At 56.9% G+C, this 24181-nt stretch carries 21 protein-coding genes, 4 tRNA genes and 2 other RNA genes; 23 read left to right on the top strand and 4 right to left on the bottom strand.

Going from position 1 to position 24181, the window contains the following annotated elements; translation table 11 throughout:
- Positions 1-9 precede the first annotated feature (9 nt).
- The 17 genes from wzzE to WFK59_RS19500 all read left to right on the top strand — a co-directional run bounded on the left by wzzE (position 10) and on the right by WFK59_RS19500 (position 12583).
- The gene (gene wzzE / locus WFK59_RS19580; RefSeq protein ID WP_233985670.1) at positions 10-1059 is read left to right on the top strand and encodes an ECA polysaccharide chain length modulation protein; all 1050 of its coding nucleotides are present in this window, start codon (positions 10-12) and stop codon (positions 1057-1059) included.
- 10 nt (positions 1060-1069) lie between these two features.
- Entirely contained in the window at positions 1070-2200 is a 1131-nt protein-coding gene (wecB, locus tag WFK59_RS19575; protein ID WP_336756932.1) for a non-hydrolyzing UDP-N-acetylglucosamine 2-epimerase, read from the top strand.
- Positions 2197-3456: a UDP-N-acetyl-D-mannosamine dehydrogenase gene (gene wecC / locus WFK59_RS19570; RefSeq protein WP_233985669.1), complete on the top strand. Its 1260-nt coding sequence runs from the start codon at positions 2197-2199 to the stop codon at positions 3454-3456. The genes wecB and wecC overlap by 4 nt, the downstream gene beginning before the upstream one ends.
- Positions 3453-4523 (top strand): dTDP-glucose 4,6-dehydratase, encoded by a 1071-nt coding sequence (gene rffG, locus WFK59_RS19565; RefSeq protein WP_336756931.1) that lies wholly within the window; start codon positions 3453-3455, stop codon positions 4521-4523. The genes wecC and rffG overlap by 4 nt, the downstream gene beginning before the upstream one ends.
- A gap of 18 nt (positions 4524-4541) precedes the next feature.
- Entirely contained in the window at positions 4542-5423 is an 882-nt protein-coding gene (gene rfbA / locus WFK59_RS19560) for a glucose-1-phosphate thymidylyltransferase RfbA (RefSeq protein WP_336756929.1), read from the top strand.
- Complete coding sequence (rffC, locus tag WFK59_RS19555) at positions 5401-6108, top strand: dTDP-4-amino-4,6-dideoxy-D-galactose acyltransferase (protein WP_336756927.1); 708 nt, start codon at positions 5401-5403, stop codon at positions 6106-6108. Before rfbA ends, rffC begins: the two co-directional genes overlap by 23 nt.
- Positions 6095-7225: a dTDP-4-amino-4,6-dideoxygalactose transaminase gene (rffA, locus tag WFK59_RS19550; protein WP_336756925.1), complete on the top strand. Its 1131-nt coding sequence runs from the start codon at positions 6095-6097 to the stop codon at positions 7223-7225. Before rffC ends, rffA begins: the two co-directional genes overlap by 14 nt.
- The gene (wzxE, locus tag WFK59_RS19545) at positions 7225-8475 is read left to right on the top strand and encodes a lipid III flippase WzxE (RefSeq protein WP_233985664.1); all 1251 of its coding nucleotides are present in this window, start codon (positions 7225-7227) and stop codon (positions 8473-8475) included. The genes rffA and wzxE overlap by 1 nt, the downstream gene beginning before the upstream one ends.
- Positions 8472-9539 (top strand): TDP-N-acetylfucosamine:lipid II N-acetylfucosaminyltransferase, encoded by a 1068-nt coding sequence (locus WFK59_RS19540; RefSeq protein WP_336756923.1) that lies wholly within the window; start codon positions 8472-8474, stop codon positions 9537-9539. Before wzxE ends, WFK59_RS19540 begins: the two co-directional genes overlap by 4 nt.
- Positions 9536-10879 carry an ECA oligosaccharide polymerase gene (wzyE, locus tag WFK59_RS19535; RefSeq protein ID WP_336756921.1) on the top strand — a complete coding sequence of 448 codons (1344 nt, stop codon included), beginning with the start codon at positions 9536-9538 and terminating at the stop codon, positions 10877-10879. The genes WFK59_RS19540 and wzyE overlap by 4 nt, the downstream gene beginning before the upstream one ends.
- A gap of 25 nt (positions 10880-10904) precedes the next feature.
- Positions 10905-11645 carry a lipopolysaccharide N-acetylmannosaminouronosyltransferase gene (gene wecG, locus WFK59_RS19530; RefSeq protein ID WP_233985660.1) on the top strand — a complete coding sequence of 247 codons (741 nt, stop codon included), beginning with the start codon at positions 10905-10907 and terminating at the stop codon, positions 11643-11645.
- Positions 11646-11803: 158 nt separating this feature from the next.
- Positions 11804-11880 (top strand) — tRNA-Arg (locus WFK59_RS19525).
- 102 nt (positions 11881-11982) lie between these two features.
- A tRNA-His gene (locus WFK59_RS19520) sits at positions 11983-12058 on the top strand.
- Between the two features lie 16 nt (positions 12059-12074).
- Positions 12075-12161: transfer RNA gene (locus WFK59_RS19515), tRNA-Leu, on the top strand.
- Positions 12162-12181: 20 nt separating this feature from the next.
- Positions 12182-12258 (top strand) — tRNA-Pro (locus WFK59_RS19510).
- Positions 12259-12290: 32 nt separating this feature from the next.
- Positions 12291-12420, top strand: a non-coding RNA gene (locus WFK59_RS19505) — RtT sRNA.
- A 33-nt stretch (positions 12421-12453) separates the two neighbouring features.
- Positions 12454-12583, top strand: a non-coding RNA gene (locus WFK59_RS19500) — RtT sRNA.
- 1104 nt (positions 12584-13687) lie between these two features.
- On the opposite strand, the gene hemY is transcribed toward WFK59_RS19500, so the two are convergent.
- From hemY to hemC, 4 genes are read right to left on the bottom strand one after another with little or no spacing between them, the layout of a single operon-like run.
- Positions 13688-14884 carry a protoheme IX biogenesis protein HemY gene (gene hemY, locus WFK59_RS19495; RefSeq protein WP_336756920.1) on the bottom strand — a complete coding sequence of 399 codons (1197 nt, stop codon included), beginning with the start codon at positions 14882-14884 and terminating at the stop codon, positions 13688-13690.
- Positions 14885-14886: 2 nt separating this feature from the next.
- Positions 14887-16020: a uroporphyrinogen-III C-methyltransferase gene (gene hemX, locus WFK59_RS19490; protein WP_233985658.1), complete on the bottom strand. Its 1134-nt coding sequence runs from the start codon at positions 16018-16020 to the stop codon at positions 14887-14889.
- Positions 16021-16045: 25 nt separating this feature from the next.
- On the bottom strand, positions 16046-16774 hold the full coding sequence (gene hemD / locus WFK59_RS19485; protein WP_336756919.1) for a uroporphyrinogen-III synthase: 729 nt from the start codon (positions 16772-16774) through the stop codon (positions 16046-16048).
- The gene (gene hemC / locus WFK59_RS19480) at positions 16771-17712 is read right to left on the bottom strand and encodes a hydroxymethylbilane synthase (RefSeq protein WP_336756918.1); all 942 of its coding nucleotides are present in this window, start codon (positions 17710-17712) and stop codon (positions 16771-16773) included. Before hemC ends, hemD begins: the two co-directional genes overlap by 4 nt.
- 313 nt (positions 17713-18025) lie before the next feature.
- Between hemC and WFK59_RS19475 the strand changes: the two genes are divergently transcribed.
- From WFK59_RS19475 to yigB, 6 genes are all read left to right on the top strand, one after another.
- Entirely contained in the window at positions 18026-20584 is a 2559-nt protein-coding gene (locus tag WFK59_RS19475) for a class I adenylate cyclase (RefSeq protein ID WP_293002437.1), read from the top strand.
- A gap of 146 nt (positions 20585-20730) precedes the next feature.
- Positions 20731-20931 carry an LPS translocon maturation chaperone LptM gene (gene lptM / locus WFK59_RS19470; protein WP_031375042.1) on the top strand — a complete coding sequence of 67 codons (201 nt, stop codon included), beginning with the start codon at positions 20731-20733 and terminating at the stop codon, positions 20929-20931.
- Positions 20932-20959: 28 nt separating this feature from the next.
- Positions 20960-21784: a diaminopimelate epimerase gene (gene dapF / locus WFK59_RS19465; RefSeq protein ID WP_233985654.1), complete on the top strand. Its 825-nt coding sequence runs from the start codon at positions 20960-20962 to the stop codon at positions 21782-21784.
- The gene (locus WFK59_RS19460) at positions 21781-22485 is read left to right on the top strand and encodes a DUF484 domain-containing protein (protein WP_233985653.1); all 705 of its coding nucleotides are present in this window, start codon (positions 21781-21783) and stop codon (positions 22483-22485) included. Before dapF ends, WFK59_RS19460 begins: the two co-directional genes overlap by 4 nt.
- On the top strand, positions 22482-23387 hold the full coding sequence (gene xerC / locus WFK59_RS19455; protein WP_233985652.1) for a tyrosine recombinase XerC: 906 nt from the start codon (positions 22482-22484) through the stop codon (positions 23385-23387). The genes WFK59_RS19460 and xerC overlap by 4 nt, the downstream gene beginning before the upstream one ends.
- A complete protein-coding gene (gene yigB / locus WFK59_RS19450) occupies positions 23384-24100 on the top strand; it encodes a 5-amino-6-(5-phospho-D-ribitylamino)uracil phosphatase YigB (protein WP_233985651.1) in 717 nt (238 codons plus the stop codon). Before xerC ends, yigB begins: the two co-directional genes overlap by 4 nt.
- Positions 24101-24181 lie beyond the last annotated feature (81 nt).

The following is a 24181-nucleotide window of genomic DNA, read 5'->3' as shown; positions in this document are numbered from 1 at the left end:
AACGCTGCCATGCCTGCTGAGATTGTGGACAACGAACTGGATATTCGCGGCCTGTGTTGCCGTTTATGGCAAGGCAAGCGCTGGATTGTCGGGCTGGCGCTGCTGTTTGCTCTGGTCGCCTGGCTGGCGACCCTGCTGATGAGGCAGGTCTGGAGCACCACCGCGGTTACCGATCGCCCGACCGTCAACATGCTGGGCTCTTACTATGCGCAGCAGCAGTTTCTTGCCAACCTGGATGTGCGCAATAACGCGCTGACGCTCTCTGCTCCCTCGCCCACGGTGATGGATGAGGTCTATCAGGAGTTCACCATGCAACTCGCCTCGTGGGATACGCGCCGCGAGTTCTGGCAGCAAACCGATTATTATAAAAGCCGTAAAACCGGTAACGCGCACAACGATGCCGCGCTGCTCGACGATATGATCAGCAATATTGTGTTCACGCCAGCCGATGCAGCACATAACCTGCCGGACAATGTCCGCCTTAAAGCGGAAACCGCCAGCGATGCCAATAACCTGCTGCGCCAGTACATTGCTTACGCCAGCGAGCGGGCGGCACGCCATCTGAATGAAGAGTTTAAAGGTGCCTGGCAGGCACGGACGGCGCAGCTTCAGGCGCAGGTCAAACGGCAGGAAGATGTGGCTAACGCGGTGTTTCAGCGTCAGCAACATCGCCTGGAGCAGGCGCTGAAGATCGCCAGCCAGCAGGGGATTAATGAAAAGCAGGCGCGCGAAGCCGGGGAAAACCTGGCGGACAGCGATCTGTTTCTGCTGGGCAAGCCGGTGTTACAGGGGCAGCTTGATACCCTGCGCGCCACCGGACCCAACTTCGATATAAGCTATGATCAGAACAGAGCCATGCTGACCACGCTGGTAGCCGGCCCGACACTGAACAGCAAGTTCCAGACTTACCGTTACCTGCGTACCCCGGAAGAGCCGGTGTCGCGTGATAGTCCGCGCCGCCTGTTCATGATGATTATGTGGGGTGCCGTAGGGGCATTGGTGGGTGCTGGTGTGGCGCTGACACGTCGTCCGCGTCTGATCTCAGACCAGCGTCATTGAGAGAAACAGTGTGAAAGTTCTGACAGTATTTGGTACCCGTCCTGAAGCAATTAAAATGGCACCGCTGGTTCAGGCGCTGGCGCAGGATCCGGCTTTTGAATCGCGGCTGTGCGTCACGGCACAGCATCGCGAGATGCTCGATCAGGTGCTGCGCCTGTTTCAGCTGCAGCCGGACTACGACCTCAATATTATGCGACCAGAGCAGGGGCTGACCGAGATCACCTGCCGCATTTTAGAGGGCATGAAGAACGTGTTGCTCGACTTCAAACCGGACATTGTGCTGGTTCACGGCGACACAACCACCACCTTAGCGGCCAGCCTGGCGGCGTTTTATCAGCAAATCCCTGTGGGTCATGTTGAAGCCGGACTGCGCACCGGCGATCTCGCCTCGCCGTGGCCGGAAGAGGGAAACCGCAAACTCACCGGCCATCTTGCCCGTCTCCATTTCACACCGACGTTGCGATCGCGCCAGAATCTGCTGCAGGAAAATCTGCCGGATGCGCGCATCGTGGTGACCGGCAACACGGTGATTGATGCGCTGTTATGGGTGCGCGATCGGGTGCTGGATGACACCAATCTGAATGCTCAGCTGGCGGCCCGCTATCCGTTCCTCGACGACAGCAAGAAGCTGGTGCTGGTCACCGGCCATCGGCGTGAAAGTTTTGGCGACGGATTTGAGCGCATCTGTAGCGCGCTGGCGCAGATTGCGCGTCAGCATCCGGAAGCGCAAATCGTCTATCCGGTGCACCTGAACCCCAACGTTAGCGAGCCGGTTAATCGTATACTTAGCGGCATTGAAAATATCATTCTGATCGAGCCCCAGGAGTATCTGCCTTTTGTCTGGCTGATGAACCGCGCCTGGCTGATTCTCACCGATTCGGGAGGGATTCAGGAGGAAGCGCCATCGCTGGGCAAGCCGGTACTGGTGATGCGTGATACCACCGAGCGGCCCGAAGCGGTCGATGCCGGTACGGTAAAACTGGTGGGGACGGATATTGCCAGAATCGTGGCTGAGGTCAGCACCCTGCTGACTGACGATAACGCCTGGCAGGCGATGAGCCATGCCCATAATCCGTATGGCGATGGCAAAGCCTGTGGCCGTATTTTACAAGCCTTAAAAGAAAACCGAGCCGACTTATGAGTTTTGAAACCATTTCCGTGATTGGACTGGGATACATTGGGCTGCCAACGGCAGCCGTTTTTGCCTCAAAGGGAAAAAAAGTGGTGGGCGTTGATATCAATGCCCGTGCGGTTGACACCATTAATCGTGGCGCGATTCATATCGTGGAACCCGATTTAGACCAGGTGGTGCACGCTGCCGTGACGCGCGGCGATTTGCGGGCGACCACCCAGCCGGAAGCCGCTGACGCGTTTCTGATTGCGGTGCCAACGCCTTTCCAGGCGGGCTATCAGCCCGATCTGCGCTTTGTGAAAGCCGCAGCAGAGTCGATCGCGCCGGTCCTGAAACCGGGCGATTTAGTGATTCTTGAATCCACCTCGCCGGTCGGCACCACCGAGCAGATGGCCGCGTGGCTGGCGGCTGCGCGTCCCGATCTGCGTTTCCCGCAGCAGAGTGAGACGCCCGATATTTTTATCGCTTACTGTCCGGAGCGGGTGCTGCCGGGCAAGGTGATGGTAGAGCTGATCAATAACGATCGGGTGATTGGCGGCATGACGCCAGCCTGTTCGGCACGCGCCAGTGAACTCTATCGGCTATTTTTGAAAGGCGAATGTGTGGAAACCAACGCCCGCACCGCTGAGATGTGTAAGCTGACCGAAAACAGCTTCCGTGACGTTAATATCGCCTTTGCAAATGAGCTGTCGCTGATTTGCGCCGCTCAGGGGATTAACGTCTGGGAACTGATTGCGCTGGCCAATCGTCATCCGCGCGTTAACATTCTGCAGCCTGGCCCGGGCGTGGGCGGGCACTGCATCGCCGTCGATCCCTGGTTCATCGTGGCGCAGAATCCTGAACTGGCCCGTCTGATTCGGACCGCGCGCGAAGTGAATGACGCCAAGCCGCAATGGGTACTGGATCAGGTCAAAACGGCGGTGGCGGACAGCCTGACGCAAACCGGCAAGCGTGCCAGCGATCTGACCATTGCCTGTTTCGGTCTGGCCTTTAAGCCTGACATTGATGACCTGCGCGAAAGCCCGGCAATGGGCGTTGCGCGACTGATTGCTGACTGGCATAGCGGCACCAGCTGGGTGGTTGAACCGCACATCGACCAGATTCCGGAGGTGCTGAATGACAAAGCCACGCTGGTCTCCAGCGAGCAGGCGCTGGCACAGGCGGACATTCTGGTGATGCTGGTTGATCACCGCGCTTTCCGCGCAGTGGATGCCGCCGCAGTCCGTCAGCAGTGGGTGGTTGATACCAAAGGCGTCTGGCGATGAAACGTTTTCTGGTCACTGGCGGTGCCGGTTTTATCGGCTCGGCACTGGTGCGCTTTCTGATTGCCGAAACTGATCATCAGGTCGTGGTGGTCGATAAACTCAGCTATGCTGGCAACCTGGCTTCGCTAAGCAGCGTCGCCGATTCGCCACGTTTTAACTTTGAGCAGGCTGACATTTGCGATCGCCCGGCGCTCGATCAGATCTTTGACCGCTATCAGCCAGATTGTGTGATGCACCTGGCTGCGGAAAGCCACGTTGATCGCTCTATTGATGGGCCGATTGCCTTTATCGAAACCAACATCGTTGGAACTTACCAGCTGCTGGAAGCTGCACGCTTTTACTGGCAAGCGCTGGATGCTACACGCAAAGCGGCGTTTATTTTCCACCATATCTCAACTGACGAAGTGTTTGGCGATCTGCATGGCAGCGAGGATTACTTCACCGAAACCACGCCTTACGCTCCCAGCAGCCCCTACTCTGCCAGTAAAGCCAGCAGTGATCATTTAGTCCGTGCCTGGCGCCGAACCTACGGTTTGCCGACGCTGGTGACCAACTGTTCAAACAATTATGGTCCATGCCATTTCCCGGAAAAACTGATCCCGCTCACCATCATTAACGCGCTGGCGGGTAAAGCGTTGCCGGTGTACGGCAACGGACAACAGATACGTGACTGGCTCTATGTAGAAGACCATGCCCGCGCACTGTATCAGGTGGTCAGCCAGGGCAAGCCCGGTGAGACTTATAATATTGGTGGCCATAATGAGCGGCGTAATATTGAAGTGGTGGAAACCGTATGCAGCCTGCTGGAAGAGCTGGCGGCAGATCAAAAACCGCAGCGGCTGGCCCATTATCGCGACCTGATTACCTACGTTACCGATCGGCCCGGCCATGACCAGCGTTACGCGATTGACGCCAGTAAGATCGCGCGCGAATTAGGCTGGACGCCGCAGGAAACGTTTGAAAGCGGCATGCGTAAAACAGTCGCCTGGTATCTGGCGAATCCCGACTGGTGGCAAGCCATTCTCGATGGCCGCTACCGTGGTGAGCGCCTCGGCTTATCGCAATAAACAGCGAAAGGAGCAGCGATGAAAGGCATCATTTTAGCCGGAGGATCGGGCACACGTTTACATCCCATCACCCGTGCAGTTTCAAAACAACTGCTGCCGGTCTATGACAAACCGATGATCTATTACCCGCTGTCAGTGCTGATGCTGGCGGGTATTCGCGATATTTTGCTGATTACTACACCAGAAGATCGGGCGCAGTTTGAACGCCTGCTTGGCGACGGGACGGAATTTGGTATTCGATTGAGTTACGCGGTTCAGCCTCATCCGGATGGGCTGGCGCAGGCGTTTATCATCGGTGAATCTTTTATTGGTGACGACAATTGCTGCCTGGTACTGGGTGATAATCTTTACTTCGGCCAGGGCTTCAGTCCGAAGCTGAAGAAAGTCGCAGAGCAGAACCGCGGCGCAACCGTGTTTGGTTATCAGGTAATGGATCCCGAACGCTTTGGTGTGGTGGAATTCGATGATGACTTTAAAGCGATTTCTATTGAAGAAAAGCCAGCGCAACCGAAATCCCGCTGGGCGGTCACCGGCCTCTATTTCTACGACAATCAGGTGGTCGACTTCGCCAGACAGGTGAAACCTTCGTCACGCGGCGAACTGGAAATCACTGCTATTAATCAGATGTACCTTGAGCGCGGTGAGCTGACTGTCGAACTGCTGGGAAGGGGATTCGCATGGCTGGATACCGGCACCCATGACAGCCTGGTGGAAGCGAGCATGTTTGTGCAGACGGTCGAAAAGCGCCAGGGCTTTAAAATCGCCTGCCTGGAAGAGATCGCCTGGCGCAACAGCTGGCTGAGTGATGACCAGCTACGTGCGGCCGGCGAAGCGCTGACGAAAACCGGCTACGGCCAATACCTGCTGGATTTATTACATGCCCGTCCACGTCAATATTAATCCCCTTAGCTGGGAGAGCCAGTTCTTCGGTATCGACACCGTGCGGCTGGATCTTAACGGTGATACTGCGCTGGACGCAGCGTTGCAGCATCCCTGCGCGCTGCTGCAGATTAAAGTACCTGCCAGCCAGACCGCACTGATTGATACGCTGCAGCAGCACCGGTTCCAGCTGGTGGAAGGCGAAGCGGACCTGACGCTGGCGATTAAACAGACCGAACGACAGAGCGGCATTCGCATTGCGCGCGAGGCGCAGATTCCGTCACTGCGCGAGGCGGCCTCGCAGCTGTTCAGTCAGAGCCGTTTCCGCGCGCCCTGGTATGCGCCCGACGCCAGCGGGCGTTTCTACGCCCAGTGGATTGAAAATGCGGTGCGTGGCACCTTTGATCACCAATGCCTGGTAGCTGCGGATGCCACAGGCCAGCTGCAGGGTTTCGTCTCGTTGCGTGAAGTGGACGGTGATGCCCGCATCGGCTTGCTGGCGGTGCTGCCTGACGCGCAGGGCCAGGGGCTGGGTCAGCGGCTGATGCTGGCGGCAGCAGACTGGGCGCGGGCGCGGCAGCTGGCGCAGCTCCATGTCGCCACTCAGCTCAGCAATCTTACGGCGATGCGCCTCTATTTACGCAGCGGTGCCCGCATCGACAGCACCGCCTACTGGTTCTACAGGAAAGGTCATGATTCCATTTAACGCACCCCCGGTTGTGGGCACCGAAATTGAGTACATGCAGTCGGCAATGAACAGCGGCAAGCTGTGCGGAGACGGCGGTTTTACCCGTCGCTGCCAGCAGTGGATGGAGCAGCGCTTTGGCAGCAAAAAAGTGCTGCTGACGCCTTCCTGTACCGCGTCGCTGGAGATGGCGGCGCTGTTGATCGATCTGCAGCCTGGCGATGAAGTGATCATGCCGAGCTACACCTTTGTCTCTACTGCCAACGCCTTTGTGCTGCGCGGCGCGCGCATTGTGTTTGTCGATGTGCGTCCTGACACCATGAACATTGATGAAACGCTGATCGAAGCGGCGATCACTGAAAAAACCCGCGCCATCGTGCCGGTGCACTACGCAGGCGTGGCCTGTGAAATGGACACCATTATGGCGCTGGCGGCGAAGCATAATCTGTTTGTGATAGAAGATGCGGCGCAGGGCGTGATGTCACGCTACAAAGGCCGTGCGCTGGGCACCATCGGCCATATTGGCTGCTTCAGCTTCCATGAAACCAAAAACTACACCGCCGGCGGCGAAGGTGGCGCGACACTGATCAATGATGCCAGCCTGGTCGAACGCGCCGAGATCATCCGGGAAAAAGGCACTAACCGTAGTCAGTTCTTTCGCGGTCAGGTGGATAAATATACCTGGCGCGATATGGGGTCGAGCTACCTGATGGCCGATCTGCAGGCGGCCTATCTCTGGGCGCAGCTGGAAGCGGCCGAACGTATTAATCAGCAACGGCTGCGTCTCTGGCAGCGTTACTACGATGCGCTTCAGCCGCTGGCGGAGCAGGGGCGCATCGATCTGCCGGTGATCCCCGCCAGCTGCGAGCACAATGCGCATATGTTCTACATCAAACTGCGCGATCAAAACGATCGTCAGGCGCTGATCAACTGGATGAAAGAAGCCGAGATACTGACGGTGTTCCACTACATTCCGCTGCACAGTTCACCCGCCGGTCAGCGCTTTTCGCAGTTTGCTGGCGTCGATCGTTTCACCACGGTGGAAAGTGAGCGTCTGCTGCGCCTGCCGCTGTTTTACAACCTGTCGGATAATAACCAGAGCACGGTTATCAGCTCGCTGCTGAGCTTCTTTTCCTGATGTCACTCGCCAGAGCCTCGGTGTGGACCGCCTCGTCCACGCTGGTAAAAATTGTTGCCGGGTTACTGGTGGTCAAATTGCTGGCGGTCAGCTTCGGGCCGGAAGGCGTCGGTCAGGCTGGAAACTTTCGTCAGCTGATCACCGTACTGGGCGTGCTGGCCGGTGCCGGCATTTTCAACGGCGTGACCAGCTATGTGGCGCAGTATCAGCAGCAGCCGGAGCAGTTGCGGGCGCTGGTCGGTACCGCGTCGACCATGGTGCTGGGCTTTTCCGGCGTACTGGCGCTGCTGTTCCTGCTGGCGGCTGGGCCGATCAGCCATGCGCTGTTTGGTCACGATCGCTATCAGAACGTGATCCGCGTGGTGGCGTTTCTTCAGCTCGGCATTGCCTGGGCGAACTTTAGTCTGGCATTGCTGAAAGGCTATCGTGATGCGCGCGGCAATGCGCTGGCGCTGATTCTCGGCAGCCTGATTGGGGTCGCTGGCTATCTGCTGTGCTGGTGGTTTGGCGGTTATCAGGGCGCACTGATCGGGCTGGCGCTGGTACCGGCGTTACTGCTTCTACCGGCGATGGCGCTGCTGAAACGCCGCATCCCTTTGCCGCTCAGCTGGCTGCGTCCGCAATGGCAGCCTGAACTGGCCCGTAACCTGACCAAATATACCCTGATGGCGCTGATTACCACCGTAACGCTGCCGGTGGCCTGGGTGATGATGCGTAACCTGCTGGCGGCGCAGCAGGGCTGGGCGCAGGTCGGTCTCTGGCAGGGCGTGACCAGCATCTCTGATGCCTACCTGCAATTTATCACCGCTACCTTCAGCGTCTGGCTGCTGCCGACGCTGGCGCGACTGGATAACAAACGCGATATCGCGCTGGAAATAGGGCGTGCTCTGCGCTTTGTGCTGCCGGCGGTGGCGGTGGCCAGTTTTGGCGTCTGGGTTCTGCGTGATATTGCCATCAGCCTGCTGTTTTCCGATGCGTTTCGCGGCATGCGCGATCTGTTTATCTGGCAACTGTGTGGCGATGTTTTTAAAGTGGGCGCCTACGTTTTCGGATATCTGGTGATCGCCAAAGCCTCGCTGCGCTTTTATGTTCTGACTGAGATCAGCCAGTTTGTGTTGCTGACGCTGTTCTCACGCTGGCTGATCCCGTTACATGGCGCAACGGGTGCGGCGCAGGCCTACATGTTTACCTATATGGCTTATTTCGCCCTGTGTTGTGGCGCCTTTATGATTTATTGCCGGAAAAAATGACTTTAATTCACGTTCTGGGATCGGATATTCCCCACCACAACCTTACGGTGCTGCGCTTTTTCAACGACGTACTGAGCGTTGAACAGCCTGTGGCCAAACCTCGCCACTTTATGGTAGTGACGCAGCAGCCTGAGAGCGTAGCGCCGTTCGGTGCCTTACAGATTGAGTGCTTTGCCAGTAAAAAGGCGCTGGCGCAGGCGGTATTGCAGCGGGCCAGCAATCGTCAGCAACGCTTTTTCTGCCACGGCCAGTTCAATCCCTGGATCTGGCTGGCGCTACTCAGCGGTAAGCTGCAGCGTTCCCAGCTGTTCTGGCACGTCTGGGGCGCCGATCTGTATGAAGATTCACGCAGCCTGAAGTTTCGCCTGTTCTATTTTCTGCGCCGGATGGCGCAGGGACGGGTGGCGCAGGTTTTTGCCACCCGCGGCGATCTGCATCATTACCAGCAGCGCCATCGTCGGGTGCCGGGCGCGTTGCTCTATTTCCCGACCCGCATGCCGGAAGTCGCGGTTCACTCTGCGCCCGATCCGACGTTTACTCTGCTGCTGGGAAATTCAGGCGATCCCAGCAACCGGCACATTGATGGATTGAAGGCGATTCGCGCGCAGTTTGGCGACCAGGTGCGCATCGAGGTGCCGTTGGGTTATCCGCCGAACAATCAGGCTTATATCAGTCAGGTGCAGGCAGCGGCTGAGGCGTTGTTTCCGCAGGGTCAGGTGAACCTGATCACTGAAAAAATGGTGTTTGATGACTATTTAGCGCTGCTGGCGCGCTGCCATGTCGGTTATTTTATGTTTGAACGCCAGCAAGGCATCGGGACTTTATGCCTGTTGATTCAGGCCAACGTGCCGTTTGTTCTGAGTCGTAAAAATCCGTTCTGGCGGGATGTAGCGGAGCAGCAGCTGCCGGTGCTGTTCAGTGAGGATGCGCTGACGCCAGCGGTCGTTGCCGAAGCACGCCGTCAGCTGGCTGGCTGCGATAAGCAGGCGATCGCCTTTTTTGCCCCCGGCTATCTGGCGGGATGGCGCAACGCATTACGCCTCAGCGAAGGGGAGTTGTCATGAGCCTTATGCAGTTTAGCGGTCTGCTGATGGTTTATCTGCTGTCGCTAGGGTTTATTCTGACCCTGACCTGGCGGGAGTTTAAGCGGGTGCGTTTTAACTTTCACCTGTTCTTCACTCTGCTGTTTTTACTGACCTTCTACTTTGGTTTTCCGCTGACCAGCATACTGGTGTTCCGCTTCAATGTCGGGGTCGTGCCGGTGCCCTCACTGCTGGAGGCGCTGCTGTCGGCCACAGGTTTTTATGCCATCTACTACGTTAGCTATAAGGTACGGCTGAGGCCCGCTAATGCTCCGCCCGCTAAACCCTGGCTGCAGATGAATCGGGTCGAAACCCATCTGACCTGTGTCATCCTGGCGCTGGTAGCGCTGGGCACCGTGACGGTGTTTTTCATCCACAATGGGTTTCTGCTGTTCCGCCTGACCGCCTATAACCAGATTTTTTCCAGTGAAGTCTCTGGCGTGGCGCTGAAACGCTTCTTCTATTTCTTTATTCCGGCGATGCTGATCCCCTATTTTTTGCGTCCGACGCAGCGCAACTGGCTGCTGTTTCTGGTGGTGACAGTCGCGTTTGGTTTGCTGACCTATGCGCTGGTCGGCGGGACCCGGGCCAATATTATTATCGCCTTCGCCCTGTTTCTGTTTATCGGCATCACCCGCGGCTGGATTACGCTGTGGATGCTGGCGACCGCAGGCATCATGGCGATTGCCGGAATGTTCTGGCTGGCGCTGCGCCGTTACAACCTCGACGTCATGGGCGATGAAGCGTTTTACACCTTCCTTTACCTGACGCGTGATACCTTCTCGCCGTGGGAGAATCTGGCGTTACTGCTGGATAACTATGCCCGTATTGAGTTCCAGGGGCTGGCGCCGCTGTGGCGTGACTTTTATGTCTTTATCCCCAGCTGGCTGTGGCCGGATCGTCCGCTGGCGGTGCTGAACAGCGCAAACTACTTCACCTGGGAAGTGCTGAACAACCACTCGGGACTGGCCATTTCACCGACGCTGATCGGCTCGCTGGTGGTAATGGGTGGCGTCTGGGCGATCCCTGTTGGCGCGGTGGCGGTGGGGATGATTATTAAAGCCTTCGATGCGCTCTATGCGCGCGGCTGCCAGGAAACCAATCGCTACAGCGGGGCGATCCTGCAAAGTTTCTGTTTTGGTGCGGTGTTCAACATGATCGTGCTGGCCCGTGAAGGGCTGGATGCGTTTGGCTCACGCGTGGTGTTCTTCGCGATTATTTTTGCCGCCTGCCTGGGCCTGGCTAAATTACTATTCTGGTTATTGGATCGCGCTGGTTTAATTCGCGACCGCAGCAGGCGGGTGTTACATAGCCCCTCCTGAATAACCTCTGGGATTGACGGAAGATATGACAAAGTTACCTGACTCGCCGCAGTACCTGATTCGCGGCGTTACCTTGTATGGCTTCGACAGTATGCCGTCGGCGGTGGATTTTTTAATGCCGCCGCAGGGCGTGCGCAGCGGCATCTTAGTGGCTATTAATGCAGAAAAGATTCTGACTGCTGAACAGGATGAGGGATTGCGTAACCTGTTAGCGCAGGCGGAGTTCGCTTACCCGGACGGCATCAGCATCGTCCGTTCGATTCGTAAAAAATACCCGCAGGCGTCGGTGCAGCGCATTGCGGGCGCAGATTTATGGGAAGCGCTGATGGAGCGGGCCGGACGCGAAGGCACGCCGGTATTTCTGATCGGCGGACGTCAGGCGGTGCTGGATGAAACCTGCGACAAGCTGCGTCGCCAGTGGAATGTGAATATTGTCGGGGCGCAGGATGGTTACTTTGCCCCAGCCGAACAGGACGCACTGTTTGCTCGCGTGGCTGCCAGTGGCGCGAAGCTGGTGACGGTGGCGCTGGGTTCTCCTCGTCAGGAGCTGCTGATGCTGGCGTGCCGTGCTCAATGGCCTGATGCGCTCTATATGGGTGTTGGTGGCACCTACGATGTTTTCACCGGTCATGTGAAGCGTGCGCCTAAAATCTGGCAGCGGCTCGGACTGGAGTGGCTCTACCGGCTGATCAGGCAACCGAGTCGCCTGCGGCGGCAATTAAAACTGCTGAAATATTTGCGCTATCACTGGCGGGGCGATCTCTGATATTGCTGATTAATGCCGCGTTTTTACCCGTTACGGCGGGAGAAGTGCACTATTTGTCGACGAAATGCACAAAGCGTAATCAAACGCGTTTTTTTATTGAAAAAGCACTAGACACGATGGGCGCTTATCTCTAGTATGCACATCCGCAACGGCGCTACGCGCCCGTAGCTCAGCTGGATAGAGCGCTGCCCTCCGGAGGCAGAGGTCTCAGGTTCGAATCCTGTCGGGCGCGCCATATCGTTTGTGCGCATGAGCTTCGGTGGTTTGATTTACCGCGTTAGTTGGCAGTAAAGATTCAGATGCTGCAGGTTTTGAACTTGTAACATTAAGTATTGTGGTGGCTATAGCTCAGTTGGTAGAGCCCTGGATTGTGATTCCAGTTGTCGTGGGTTCGAGTCCCATTAGCCACCCCAGATTTTGCTGGGATACGCGAAGGTGGCGGAATTGGTAGACGCGCTAGCTTCAGGTGTTAGTGTCTTAACGGACGTGAGGGTTCAAGTCCCTCTCTTCGCACCAGGCAAAACAGTTAAAAAAATCGGCGAGTAGCGCAGCTTGGTAGCGCAACTGGTTTGGGACCAGTGGGTCGGAGGTTCGAATCCTCTCTCGCCGACCATTTTAGAAACCTGTCTGAAAAGACAGGTTTTTTTTCGTCTGAGTAAAAAGAGGATGAGAACCTCCGAAGGAGGTTTGAGCCGAGCGTAGCGAGACAACGTTGCTTCAGCAACGGCCCGCAGGGCGCGGCTCGCAGAGCCGGGTAATCCTCTCTCGCCGACCATTTTAGAAACCTGTCTGAAAAGACAGGTTTTTTTTCGTCTGAGTAAAAAAGAGGATGAGAACCTCCGAAGGAGGTTTGAGCCGAGCGTAGCGAGACAACGTTGCTTCAGCAACGGCCCGCAGGGCGTGGCTCGCAGAGCCGGGTAATCCTCTCTCGCCGACCATTTTAGAAACCTGTCTGAAAAGACAGGTTTTTTTCATCTGAATAAAAAGAGGATGAGAATTTCTTCGGGAGATTGGGGTAGGGTGCAGAGGAACAGCGTAGCTGTAAGTTCGAGCCTGCGCAGGGAATACGGTCAGATCGGAAAGGCGCTAATGCCATCCATGGCCGCTCGGCCCGCGCCGTCCCTGGCGCGGGACGCTTTCCTCCTCTGACCCTATTCCCTGCGCGTTGAGCATTTGCATTGCGGGCAGACTGACTCTGGTTTGGGCTGGCAACCGTCTGGAGTGCTAATCTAAGTACCTGATGTGTCTGCCAGACGTAAAGCGAAGGAAGCATACGCCTGTAGCAAAGCATCGCGGGCCAGAGACAAAACCGCGGGGAACGTTTTTAAACAACGCAAAGCGTTAGCCTGGCTACGGGCGCACCTCAGGGATGAGGTGCGTAATCGCCCGCACTGAGCCCGCCAGTGAAGGCGTTTTTTGCGTCTTTGCGAAAGGCGTATGCTTCCTGAAGCCTGCCCAATGGTAGAAGCGTGTCTGCGCGTGTAGCCAGATTCATCCCACTTTGATTTCGCCAGCAGTATGAACTGGATCGGCAGCGTCGTGAATTGCCGACAGATAAGTCATTGTTATTATTGCGTTCACAGTCAGTTTATTTTAACTGTCTCTATTCAGAGACAGAGAAAGTCACCGCTGTCGCTAAATACCTACACTTCCCGGCAGGTCGCCCGGAAGATGCTTTCAGTTAATTCTTTAACCTGCTGATTTATTGAGGTTTTAAAAAGACTCATAAACCTGGCATGAATTATGCAATAATGATTTTGTAGATGCTCATTCCACCTCTTATGTTTGCTGATGCAACATAAACCTGGGAATGATGCAGAGCCAATTTTTAGGTACCTGTTGTCTGCCTGCCTGTATCGCATAAGTCTTACAGGGTTAACGGACACCACGTTGAGTCAGGTACCTCCCGGTTGTCTTATCGACCTGATCTTACACCTGCCAATGGCAGGTGTTTTTTTATCTGCGTGTTACTGACAACGGACGGTAAATGACGGGCACAAAAAAGCCGGGCATGCCCGGCTTTCATACTCTGTTAAGCCCGATCAGGCGCCGGGATTATTCTTCAGCGTCAGCAGTAACCCTTCACGACGCATTTTCGCCGCTTCTTCCGGACGATGCAGACGATCATACACATCCGCCAGCCACGCATAGTCGAACGCATCAGGACGTTGCGCCAGCGCCTGCTGCAGCGCCTCGGCCGCCTGTTGCCATTCACCATGACGCATCAACAACTGACCCAGCGTGCTGTGCAGCAGCGGCGTCGCACCGTGTTGTTTGATCTGCTGGCGTAACGCTTTCTCCAGCGCTTCCGGATTGCCGCTCTTAATGCGCGGCATCAGCAGCACCAGCCGATCGTCATAGTGACGTTTCAGCCCTTCCAGCACGATTGACTGCGCGGTATCGTGATCGTCACACTCAATCAGGTGGTCAGCCATCGCCACCTGCAGCGTCGTTTCCTGGCGGGTTTTACGGCTCAGATTGCCCCACCAGCGCTTCAGTCCATCGCTACCCTGATCGGCCATCGCCTGACTCATCAGGCCCAGCCAGGCTTGCTGCTGCAGGGCAGTGCGATGATCGTCATCGCCGACCTGGGTTTTCTGCATCGCAGGCAGTATATCGAGCAGGGCGCTCCAGGCACCGGTACGGATATACGCCTGTTCGGCCAGACGCAGCACTTCAGGATGGCGCGGCGCGACTTCCAGTAATCGATCGATGCTGTGACGGGCGGCGTGATCTTCGTTACGCGCCAGCTGAATTCGCGCGCGGGCAATTTCTACCGGAATGGTGTTGCTGTCTGACAGCTCAGCTGCCCGCTCCAGATGCTGATTGGCGCGGGCTTCATCACCGCGCTGTTGCGCCGCTTCCGCCGCCAGCAGGTAGTTAGCGACCGGCACATCCGCATGATCGGCATCCTTAGAGAGCAGCTTTTCAACCTGACGATGGTCGCCTTCTGCCAGCTTCATCAGCGCCGACTGGGTATGACGCTGGGCGCGACGACGCTTACGGCCGGTAAACCAGCCGCGGGTACGGGCACCGGTACGCAGCACGCGACGCAGCAGCCACTCCACCGCCAGAATCACCAGCAGGCTGATGATCAGGATAATCACCAGGCCGGTAACGCTGGTTTCGATATTCCAGTTATCGGTCTGAATCAGCACATAGCCCTGATGACCGGCGATCATCGGTCCCAGCACCACGCCCGCAATCAGCAGGATAAAGAGGATAAATACCTTAAGCATGCTTAGCCTCCCTGCTGATTAGCAGCGGCAGAGGGTTGCGCTAACAGGTTCCGCACGCGGGTTTGCATCAGCTGCTCAAGTAACGGCTGGCTTTCCAGATTATCTGGCAGGTCCATATTGATGCTCTGCTGGCTCAGCTCATCCAGCTGGGCGAGAAACGCTTTGGTGGCGGCATCATTGGTGTCGTACCAGGCGCGAACCCAGGCAGAAACGGTGTCGATCGACTGTTTGTAGATTTCATCCTGATGGCGTGGCACCGCCTGGGCGGCGATAAGCAGACGAGAACGAATGTTCTCACGCAGATAAACGTCCTGATTAGGGGCCAGCAGCGGTTGTGCGGTGTTGTCACGGCGACGGATGGTAATGAAGTCATCCATAAAATTGTGCCAGCTCTTCACCAGATTCTGCCGCCATTCGCGCACCGAACCTGACAGTTCACCGCCGTCGCTATCCATTGGCGCATCATCGCTGTCATTATCGGCCAGACGCAGGTTATCGACGTTGTTCGACAGCTGGTTCAGTTTCAGGATCACACCGTCATAATCGACCTGAGTGACCGAAGAGAGCGTGCTGATATCCTGAGTCAGGGCGCGACGAACATTCATTACGCTCGGGTCATTCATATCGGCCAGACTGGCATCGGCGCTTTTCAGCAACGCGGCAGCGGTAGTGACATCCTGGTCGCTCCATAGTTTGCGACCGGCCAGTTTCACCAGATAATCAGCCTGTGCCAGCAACCAGCTACGGACATCGTTGCCTGAAATTACGGCGACTTTCTCACGCAGCGTTTCCAGCTCTTTTGTGGATGCGCCCTGTTGTGCTTCGGCTTTCTGCAGGGCCGTTTCGGTGCTGCTCAGCTGTTGGGTGAGCTGCTGCTTATCGCTACTGGCCTGCTGCTGGAGCGCGCTAAGCTGCTCGCTCAGGCGCTGGTTGGTCTGTGCCTGTAAATCAGCCTGATGTTTCCCATTAAGGTATAAACCCGCACCAATCGCCAGCGCAATGACGATCGCAACCGCACCCAGCACCATGCCACCGTTTTTTGCTTTACGGGGTGGGGTGGTGTTGCTGGCAGCAGAGCGGTCAACCGCTGGGGTGGTTTCTTCAACCATGGCGGAGGAGTCTTTTTGTTCCGTCATATGTGGCACATCCCATTGTTAAAGTTCAGCGTAACGCGCGCAACAGCGCATCGTTATCGGCACCATCGGCTACCTGAATATCCTGCCAACCCAATCCTGCGGCCAGGGTAGCCAAACGTTCACTGACGACAATCAGTCGGCAGTTGAGCAGCCATTCCTCGCGATCAACTGCGGGGAACAGCGAAAAAAGCTGTTGTAACATTTCACCGCTGGTGACCACCAGCACGGAGACGCCACGATCGCGCCATCTCCGGCCTTCTGTCGCGCCATTGTACTGCTTCTGACAGCGCTGATAGCAGGCCGCAAAGCTTACCTCTGCGCCCCGCTGAGTTAACGTGTCCGCCAGCAGCTCGCGGCCAGGGTCGCCCCGTAAAATAAGGGCACGTTTGTGGGCAACCTGTTGCAGCGTGTTTAACCGGATTAATTCTTCACTGGTTTCCTGCGCATGCGGCCAGGTCACCTGATGGCCACTGGCGGTATGAAACGCCAGTGCAGTAGAACGACCAATTGCATAATAGTCCAGCCCGGCGGGCCACGCTGTGACCGCGTGTTGAGCGTAGTGGATAACCTGCTGTGACAGGATAAAAACCAGATCGCCAGGCTGCAGCGCCGCTAACTTTTGCGGCAGCTGAGGCAGATCGACGCCCGGCGCGAACTCAATCAGCGGCAGGCTCCAGGCCTGCTTACCCAGCGCATGCAGGCGTGACACCAGCTCTGCTGCGGCGGGTTCCGGACGCGTCACCAGGATCGTCATGCCGGCGGCTGCCCCTGATAGACCTCACGCAGAATTTCACGCGCGCCGCCGTTCAGCAGTTCATCCGCAAGTGAAACGCCCATCTGTTCGGCCTGCGCGCGCGGTCCACGCCGCTCGCCGCTGACCATCACGCTGCCATCCGGTGCGCCGACCATGCCACGCAGCCAGAGCTCATCGCCTTCCAGCACGGCAAAACTGCCGATAGGAACCTGACAGCCGCCCTCTAAGCGGGTGTTCATGGCCCGTTCCGCTTTGACGCAGACGGCAGTATCATCGTGGTTTAATGCCTGTAACAGGCTGATTAAGGTGCTGTCATCCACGCGGCATTCAATGCCGACCGCGCCCTGGCCGACGGCGGGCAGTGAAATCTCAGCGGGCAGTGCCTGACGGATACGATCTTCCAGGCCCAGACGCTTGAGACCGGCGACGGCCAGGATAATGGCGTCATATTCACCGGCATCGAGTTTGCCGAGGCGGGTGCCGACATTACCGCGCAGCGATCGAATCACCAGATCGGGGCGACGCGCGCTGATCTGGCACTGGCGGCGCAGGCTGGAGGTTCCGACCACCGCGCCGTGCGGCAGGGCATCAATCGAATCATAATGATGAGAAACGAACGCATCGCGCGGATCATCGCGCTCGCAAATGGTGACCAGACCCAGCCCCAGCGGGAAATCGACCGGCACATCTTTCATCGAGTGCACCGCCATATCGGCACGGCCGTCCAGCATCGCCTGTTCAAGCTCTTTGACAAACAGCCCTTTACCGCCCACTTTGGCCAGCGGGGTATCAAGGATAATGTCACCTTTGGTGACCATCGGCACCAGCTCAACGCGCAGGCCAGGATGGGCGCTCATCAAACGTTGCTGTACATAATGTGCCTGCCATAAGGCCAGCGGACTTTGTCTTGTAGCAATTCTGAAAATTTTGTCTAACATGCTGTTAACCATTTTGATCGTTCACTGAATATCCTATCATCTATGGGGGAATGCTGTCAGTTTCAACGGATTGAAAACGGCCTGCTCGCGGATTAGGCCCGATTTATCAAGCCTCATTTGATACCGGTGCTGAAAAGGCGGGAAGCCAGTAAGAACGTGCTAAACTGTTAAGTAGCGCAACTTTCTTTACGGTCAATCTGCCGGGTGTTAGATTGATCACGTTTCCAGCAATAATCTGCCCACTTTTACACTTCATAAGCGGCAGATGGTGGAAACAGGGTGCTTAAACACTGGGACAATCAGGCGAAACGTCTTGTACCTCTACATTGAGACACTGAAACAGAGACTGGATGCAATCAACCAGCTGCGCGTCGATCGTGCACTGGCTGCCATGGGACCCGCTTTTCAGCGCGTCTACAGTCTGCTGCCAACCTTATTACATTATCAACATCCGCAGATGCCGGGTTACCTTGAAGGTAGCGTTCCACATGGCATCAGCTTCTTCACGCCTGATGAAAATCAGCGTCAGCTGCTGGCCGATTTGACCGGCGACAGCGACCTGCGTCTGGCGGATACGCCAAAAGGCGAAATGCCGATCACGGCGATCTATTCGATGGGCAGCACCTCGTCTGTGGGTCAGAACAGCGTGTCGGATCTCGACATCTGGGTCTGCCATCAATCCTGGCTGGACAATGAAGAGCGCCTTAATCTGCAGCGTAAATGTACCATGCTGCAGAAGTGGTGCGTCTCCATGGGCGTGGAAGTGAGCTTTTTCCTGATCGATGAGAACCGTTTCCGGCATAACGAAAGCGGTAATCTGGGCGGGGAAGATTGCGGCTCGACACAACACATTCTGCTGCTGGATGAGTTTTACCGTACTGCGGTGCGCATGGCGGGTAAACGTATCCTGTGGAATATGGTGCCGGGCGAAGAAGAGCACCATTACGACGACTACGTGATGTCGCTGTATGCCAAAGGCGTGTTGACGCCGAATGAGTGGCTCGATCTGGGCGGCCTCGGTACGCTGTCGGCGGAAGAATATTTCGGCGCCAGCCTGTGGCAGCTCTATAAAAGCATCGACTCACCCTACAAAGCGGTGCTGAAAACGCTGCTGCTGGAAGCCTACAGCTGGGAATACCCGAATACGCAGTTGCTGGCGATGGACATCAAACAGCGTCTGCACGACGGCGAAATCATCTGCTTCGGGCTTGATCCCTACTGCATGATGCTGGAGCGCGTCACCCATTATCTGACCAGCGTGGACGATCAGCCACGTCTCGATCTGGTGCGCCGCTGCTTCTATCTCAAAGTGTGCGAAAAACTCAGCACCGAAGAACATCAGCATCGCACCGGCTGGCGGCGTGAAATTCTGCTGCAGCTGGTGAAAGAGTGGGGCTGGGATGAAGAGAAAATTGCCATCCTGGATAACCGCGCCGAGTGGAAAATCGAGCGGGTGCGTGAAGCGCACAACGAACTGCTGGATGCGATGATGCAGAGTTATCGCAATCTGATCCGCTTCGCCCGCCGCAACAATTTAAGCGTCAGCGCGAGTCCGCAGGATATCGGTGTGTTGACCCGTAAACTGTACGCCGCGTTTGAAGCACTGCCGGGCAAAGTGACGCTGGTGAACCCGCAGATTTCGCCCGACCTTTCTGAACCGAATCTGACCTTTATCCACGTGCCGCCTGGCCGGGCCAATCGCTCTGGCTGGTATCTGTATAATCAGGCACCGGACATGGATTCGATCATCAGCCATCAGCCGCTGGAATATAACCGTTACCTGAATAAGCTGGTGGCGTGGGCGTGGTTTAACGGTCTGCTGACCCGCAAAACCCGGCTGCACATTAAAGGCAATGAGATCTGCGATCTGGCGCGCCTGCAGGAGCTGGTCAATGACGTCTCCAGTCATTTCCCGCTGCGTCTGCCGGCACCGACGCCGAAAGCGCTCTACAGTCCGTGTGAAATTCGCCACCTCGCGATTATCGTCAATCTTGAGCACGATCCGACCTCGGCGTTTCGCAATCAGGTGGTGCATTTCGACTTCCGCAAGCTGGATGTGTTCAGCTTTGGCCAGCAGCAACAGTGCCTGATCGGCAGTATCGACCTGCTCTACCGTAATTCGTGGAATGAGGTGCGTACGCTGCACTTCAGCGGCGAACAGGCGATGATTGAAGGGCTGAAAACCATCCTTGGCAAAATGCATCAGGATGCTGCGCCACCCGATACGGTCGAAGTGTTCTGCTACAGTCAGCATCTGCGCGGCCTGATCCGCACCCGTGTGCAGCAGCTGGTCTCGGAATGCATTGAGCTGCGTCTCTCCAGTACGCGTCAGGAGCCGGGCCGCTTTAAGGCGCTGCGCATGGCGGGCCAGACCTGGGGACTGTTCTTTGAACGCATGAGTGTGTCGGTACAGAAGCTGGAAAACGCGGTTGAATTTTACGGTGCCATCTCCAACAACAAGCTGCACGGCCTGTCGATCAAGGTTGAAACTAACCAGACGCCGCTGCCGCCGGTGGTGAACGGCTATGCCAGCGAAGGCATCATCCAGTTCTTTTTTGAAAACACCACCGATGAGCGTGGTTTCAATATCTACATTCTGGATGAGACCAATCGGGTCGAGGTGTATCACCACTGTGAAGGCAGCAAAGAGGAGCTGGTGCGTGACGTCAGCCGCTTCTACTCCTCATCGCACGATCGTTTCACCTACGGCTCCAGTTTTATCAACTTCAACCTGCCGCAGTTTTATCAGATCGTGAACACTGGCGAACGTTTCCAGGTGATTCCATTCCGCAGCCAGACGCTGACCCAGCTGTGCGCCTCGCAGCCTGACAACGACAACGGCGACTATCAGCCGCGCTATCAGGTGCATTAATAGCGATCGGCCGCCTGCCTGTGCAGGCGGCCATCATCTTCCTGGCCTGACACTCTGCTCACGCTATTTGCGGGCATTTCCTGTTGCTTTTCCAACTTCAACTGCGATGATAAGCATCCAGGTAAAGGACATGAAGAGCATAAAGAATGAAGAAAGTGATAAGCCTGTTGGCGATGGCGCTGGCCGTGACCAGCCTTGCCGGTTGTGGTCTGAAAGGGCCGCTCTACTTCCCGCCAAAGGACCAGCCGAAGAAACAGCAAGCGCCGACTGAACGCCAGAAAGCCGATGCATCTAAAGCGGATGTGAACGGTCTGGTGACCGGCGATTCGAGCGCGCAAGCGAACTAATATCATGGCTTATCCGGCGGAGCAAAAAATGCAGTTCTCCAAAATGCACGGTCTCGGCAACGACTTTATGGTGGTCGATGCGGTGACGCAAAACGTCTTTTTCTCGCCGGAACTGATCCGCCGGCTGGCCGATCGCCATCTGGGGATCGGTTTTGATCAACTGCTGATTGTTGAGCCGCCTTACGATCCCGATCTCGATTTCCACTATCGCATTTTCAACGCCGATGGCAGTGAAGTCGCCCAGTGTGGCAACGGCGCGCGCTGTTTTGCCCGCTTCGTTCAGCTGAAAGGGCTGACTAACAAAAGCGACATCCGCGTCAGTACCCAAAACGGCCGGATGGTGCTGAGCGTTACGCCGGACGATCAGGTTCGCGTCAACATGGGCGAGCCCAATTTCGAGCCGCAGCAGGTGCCGTTTCGCGCCAATAAAGCTGAAAATCTCTATCTGCTGCGCGTTGCCGAACAGACGGTGATGCTGGGCGCGGTTTCAATGGGCAATCCTCACTGCGTGATTCAGGTCGAAAGCGTGAAAACCGCGCAGGTTGAACTGCTGGGCCCGATTCTGGAAAGCCATGAACGCTTCCCGGATCGCGTTAACGTCGGCTTTATGGAAATCATCAGTCCGGAACATATTCGTCTGCGCGTGTATGAACGCGGCGCAGGGGAAACGCAGGCGTGCGGCAGCGGTGCCTGTGCTGCCGTTGCGTGCGGCATTCAGCAGGGTATTCTGGCGCCTAAAGTGCGCGTCGATCTGCCCGGTGGAACGCTGCATATCGCCTGGAAAGGGGCGGGTCAGCCGCTCTATATGACCGGACCTGCCACACACGTCTACGATGGGTTTATTCATCTATGAAAAATATCGAAGAGCAGACCGACACTACCGTTCTGCTGGACGATCAGGCCGTCAGCGATTATCTGCGGCAAAATCCCGATTTCTTCATCCGCAACGCCCGCCAGATTGAACAGATGGCGGTGCCGCATCCGGTGCGCGGCAGCGTGTCACTGGTTGAGTGGCACATGGCGCGGCAGCGTAACCACATTCAGCAGCTGGAAGAAGAGATCACCCTGCTGATGGAGCAGGCGACCGCCAATCACGAGCTGTTTGATCGCTTGCTGGCGCTGCAAAGCCATCTGGCGGCGGCCGATTCGCTGCAGGAGATGCTTAATCGTCTGCATCGCTGGGCGCGTGAACTTGGCCTGGCCGGTGCTAACGTGCGCCTGTTCAGTGATAAATGGCAGCTCGGCGCGCCCTCTGATTTCTTCCAGCTTAGCCTGTCACGTCAGGCGTTTGAGCCGCTGCGGATTCAGCGCTTCGGTAATCAGCATCACTATCTGGGTAATATCAATGGCCCGGAATTACTGCTGCTGTTGCCGCAGGCCAAAGCAATCGGTTCGGTTGCAATGTCCCTGATGGGCGAAGCGGGCGATCTGGGCGTGCTGATCTTCAGCAGCCGCGACAGCCAGCATTATCAATCCGGCATGGGAACGCTGCTGTTGCAGCACCTGTCGCAGATGATGCCTGATTTGCTGGCCCGCTGGGTTGAACGCGCATGAACAGCGCGCTGCAGGAGGCCGTCGACGGATTTCTGCGCTACCTGAAAGTGGAGCGCCAGCTCAGTCCGCTGACCCAGAGCAGCTATGCCCGCCAGCTGGCGGCGCTGGTGGCGATTGCCGATGAGATGAAGCTCAGTAGCTGGGCGCAGCTGGAGCCGGCGCAGGTGCGCAGCATGGCCGCGCGCAGTCGTCGCGCCGGCCTGGCCGCCAGCAGCCTCGCGTTACGCCTTTCCGCGCTGCGCAGTTTTCTCGACTGGCAGGTCAGCCAGGGTTTACTCAGCGCCAACCCGGCTAAAGGGGTGATGACGCCGCGTAAGGCGCGCCATCTGCCAAAAAATATTGATGTGGATGACGTCAACCAACTGCTGGAGATCGATCCCAGCGACCCGCTGGCGGTGCGCGACCGCACCATGCTGGAAGTGATGTACGGCGGCGGGCTGCGTCTCTCTGAACTGGTGAATCTGGATTGTCGCCACGTCGATCTCGACTCCGGCGAAGTGTGGGTGGTGGGTAAGGGCAGCAAAGAGCGTCGTGTGCCGATTGGCCGCACCGCTGTCAGCTGGGTCCAGCACTGGTTACCGCTGCGAGCGGCCTTTAACGCTGAAGATGACGCGTTGTTCCTCTCTACGCGCGGCAACCGGATATCGACGCGCAACGTGCAAAAGCGCTTCGCCGAATGGGGTATTAAGCAGGGCGTCACCAGCCATATTCATCCGCATAAACTGCGTCACTCCTTTGCGACTCATTTGCTGGAGTCGAGCGGCGATCTGCGCGCCGTGCAGGAGCTGCTGGGCCACGCTAACCTCTCGACCACCCAGATTTATACCCATCTCGACTTCCAGCATCTGGCTTCGGTCTATGATGCTGCGCATCCCCGGGCCAAACGAGGAAAGAACGAATGAAGTTTTATCGTCCGCTGGCTGCCATCAAAGCGATCACCTTCGACCTTGATGACACGCTTTATGATAATTATCCGGTGATCCGCCGGACCACCGCTGAGTCACATGCGGCGTTGCAGGCCTTTCATCCGGCGCTGCGCGATTTTACGCCGCAGGCCTATCAGGCGCTGCGTGATGAGCTGTTACAGCGTGAGCCGGAGATCTATCACGACGTGTCGGAATGGCGTCGGCGTTCTGTTGAGCTGGCGATGCTGAATATTGGCTTGTCGGCTGCTGAAGCGACGGCGGGTGCAGAGCAGGTGATGGCGGTGTTTCATCAATGGCGTAGCCAGGTTGAGATGCCGGATGAGACCCATCAGACGCTGAAAAAACTGGCGGAAAAAGTGCCGCTGGTGGCGGTCACCAACGGTAATGCCTGCCCGGAAAAAATGGGGCTGGCTGATTACTTTCAGTTCACGCTGCGGGCCGGACCGGATGGGCGCGCCAAGCCGTGGCAGGATATGTATCAGCGGGCGGCGCAGCGGCTGAACATTGCGCCACAACACATTCTGCACGTCGGCGACGATCTCACTACCGATGTGGCGGGCTCGCTGCGTTGTGGGATGCAGGCCTGCTGGATTAACCTGCGCCAGGGCAACCTGATGCAGATCGCGGATGCGCGCCTGCTGCCGCACGTCGAAATTTCGCAGTTGGCATCCCTCACCTCACTGCTATAATGGCTGTAAATTTATCCAGTCGTCTTCCCAGTTTTCGCGCTGCGCTTGTGACGGTCGCCGGGTTTAAACCCGCCGGCTGCA

Origin of the sequence: Pantoea sp. USHLN298 (genome assembly GCF_037149395.1) — a bacterium.
Taxonomy (GTDB): domain Bacteria; phylum Pseudomonadota; class Gammaproteobacteria; order Enterobacterales; family Enterobacteriaceae; genus Pantoea; species Pantoea astica.
The sequence above is the reverse complement of the archived record's forward strand: the minus strand, read 5'-3'. Positions and strand labels throughout refer to the sequence as shown.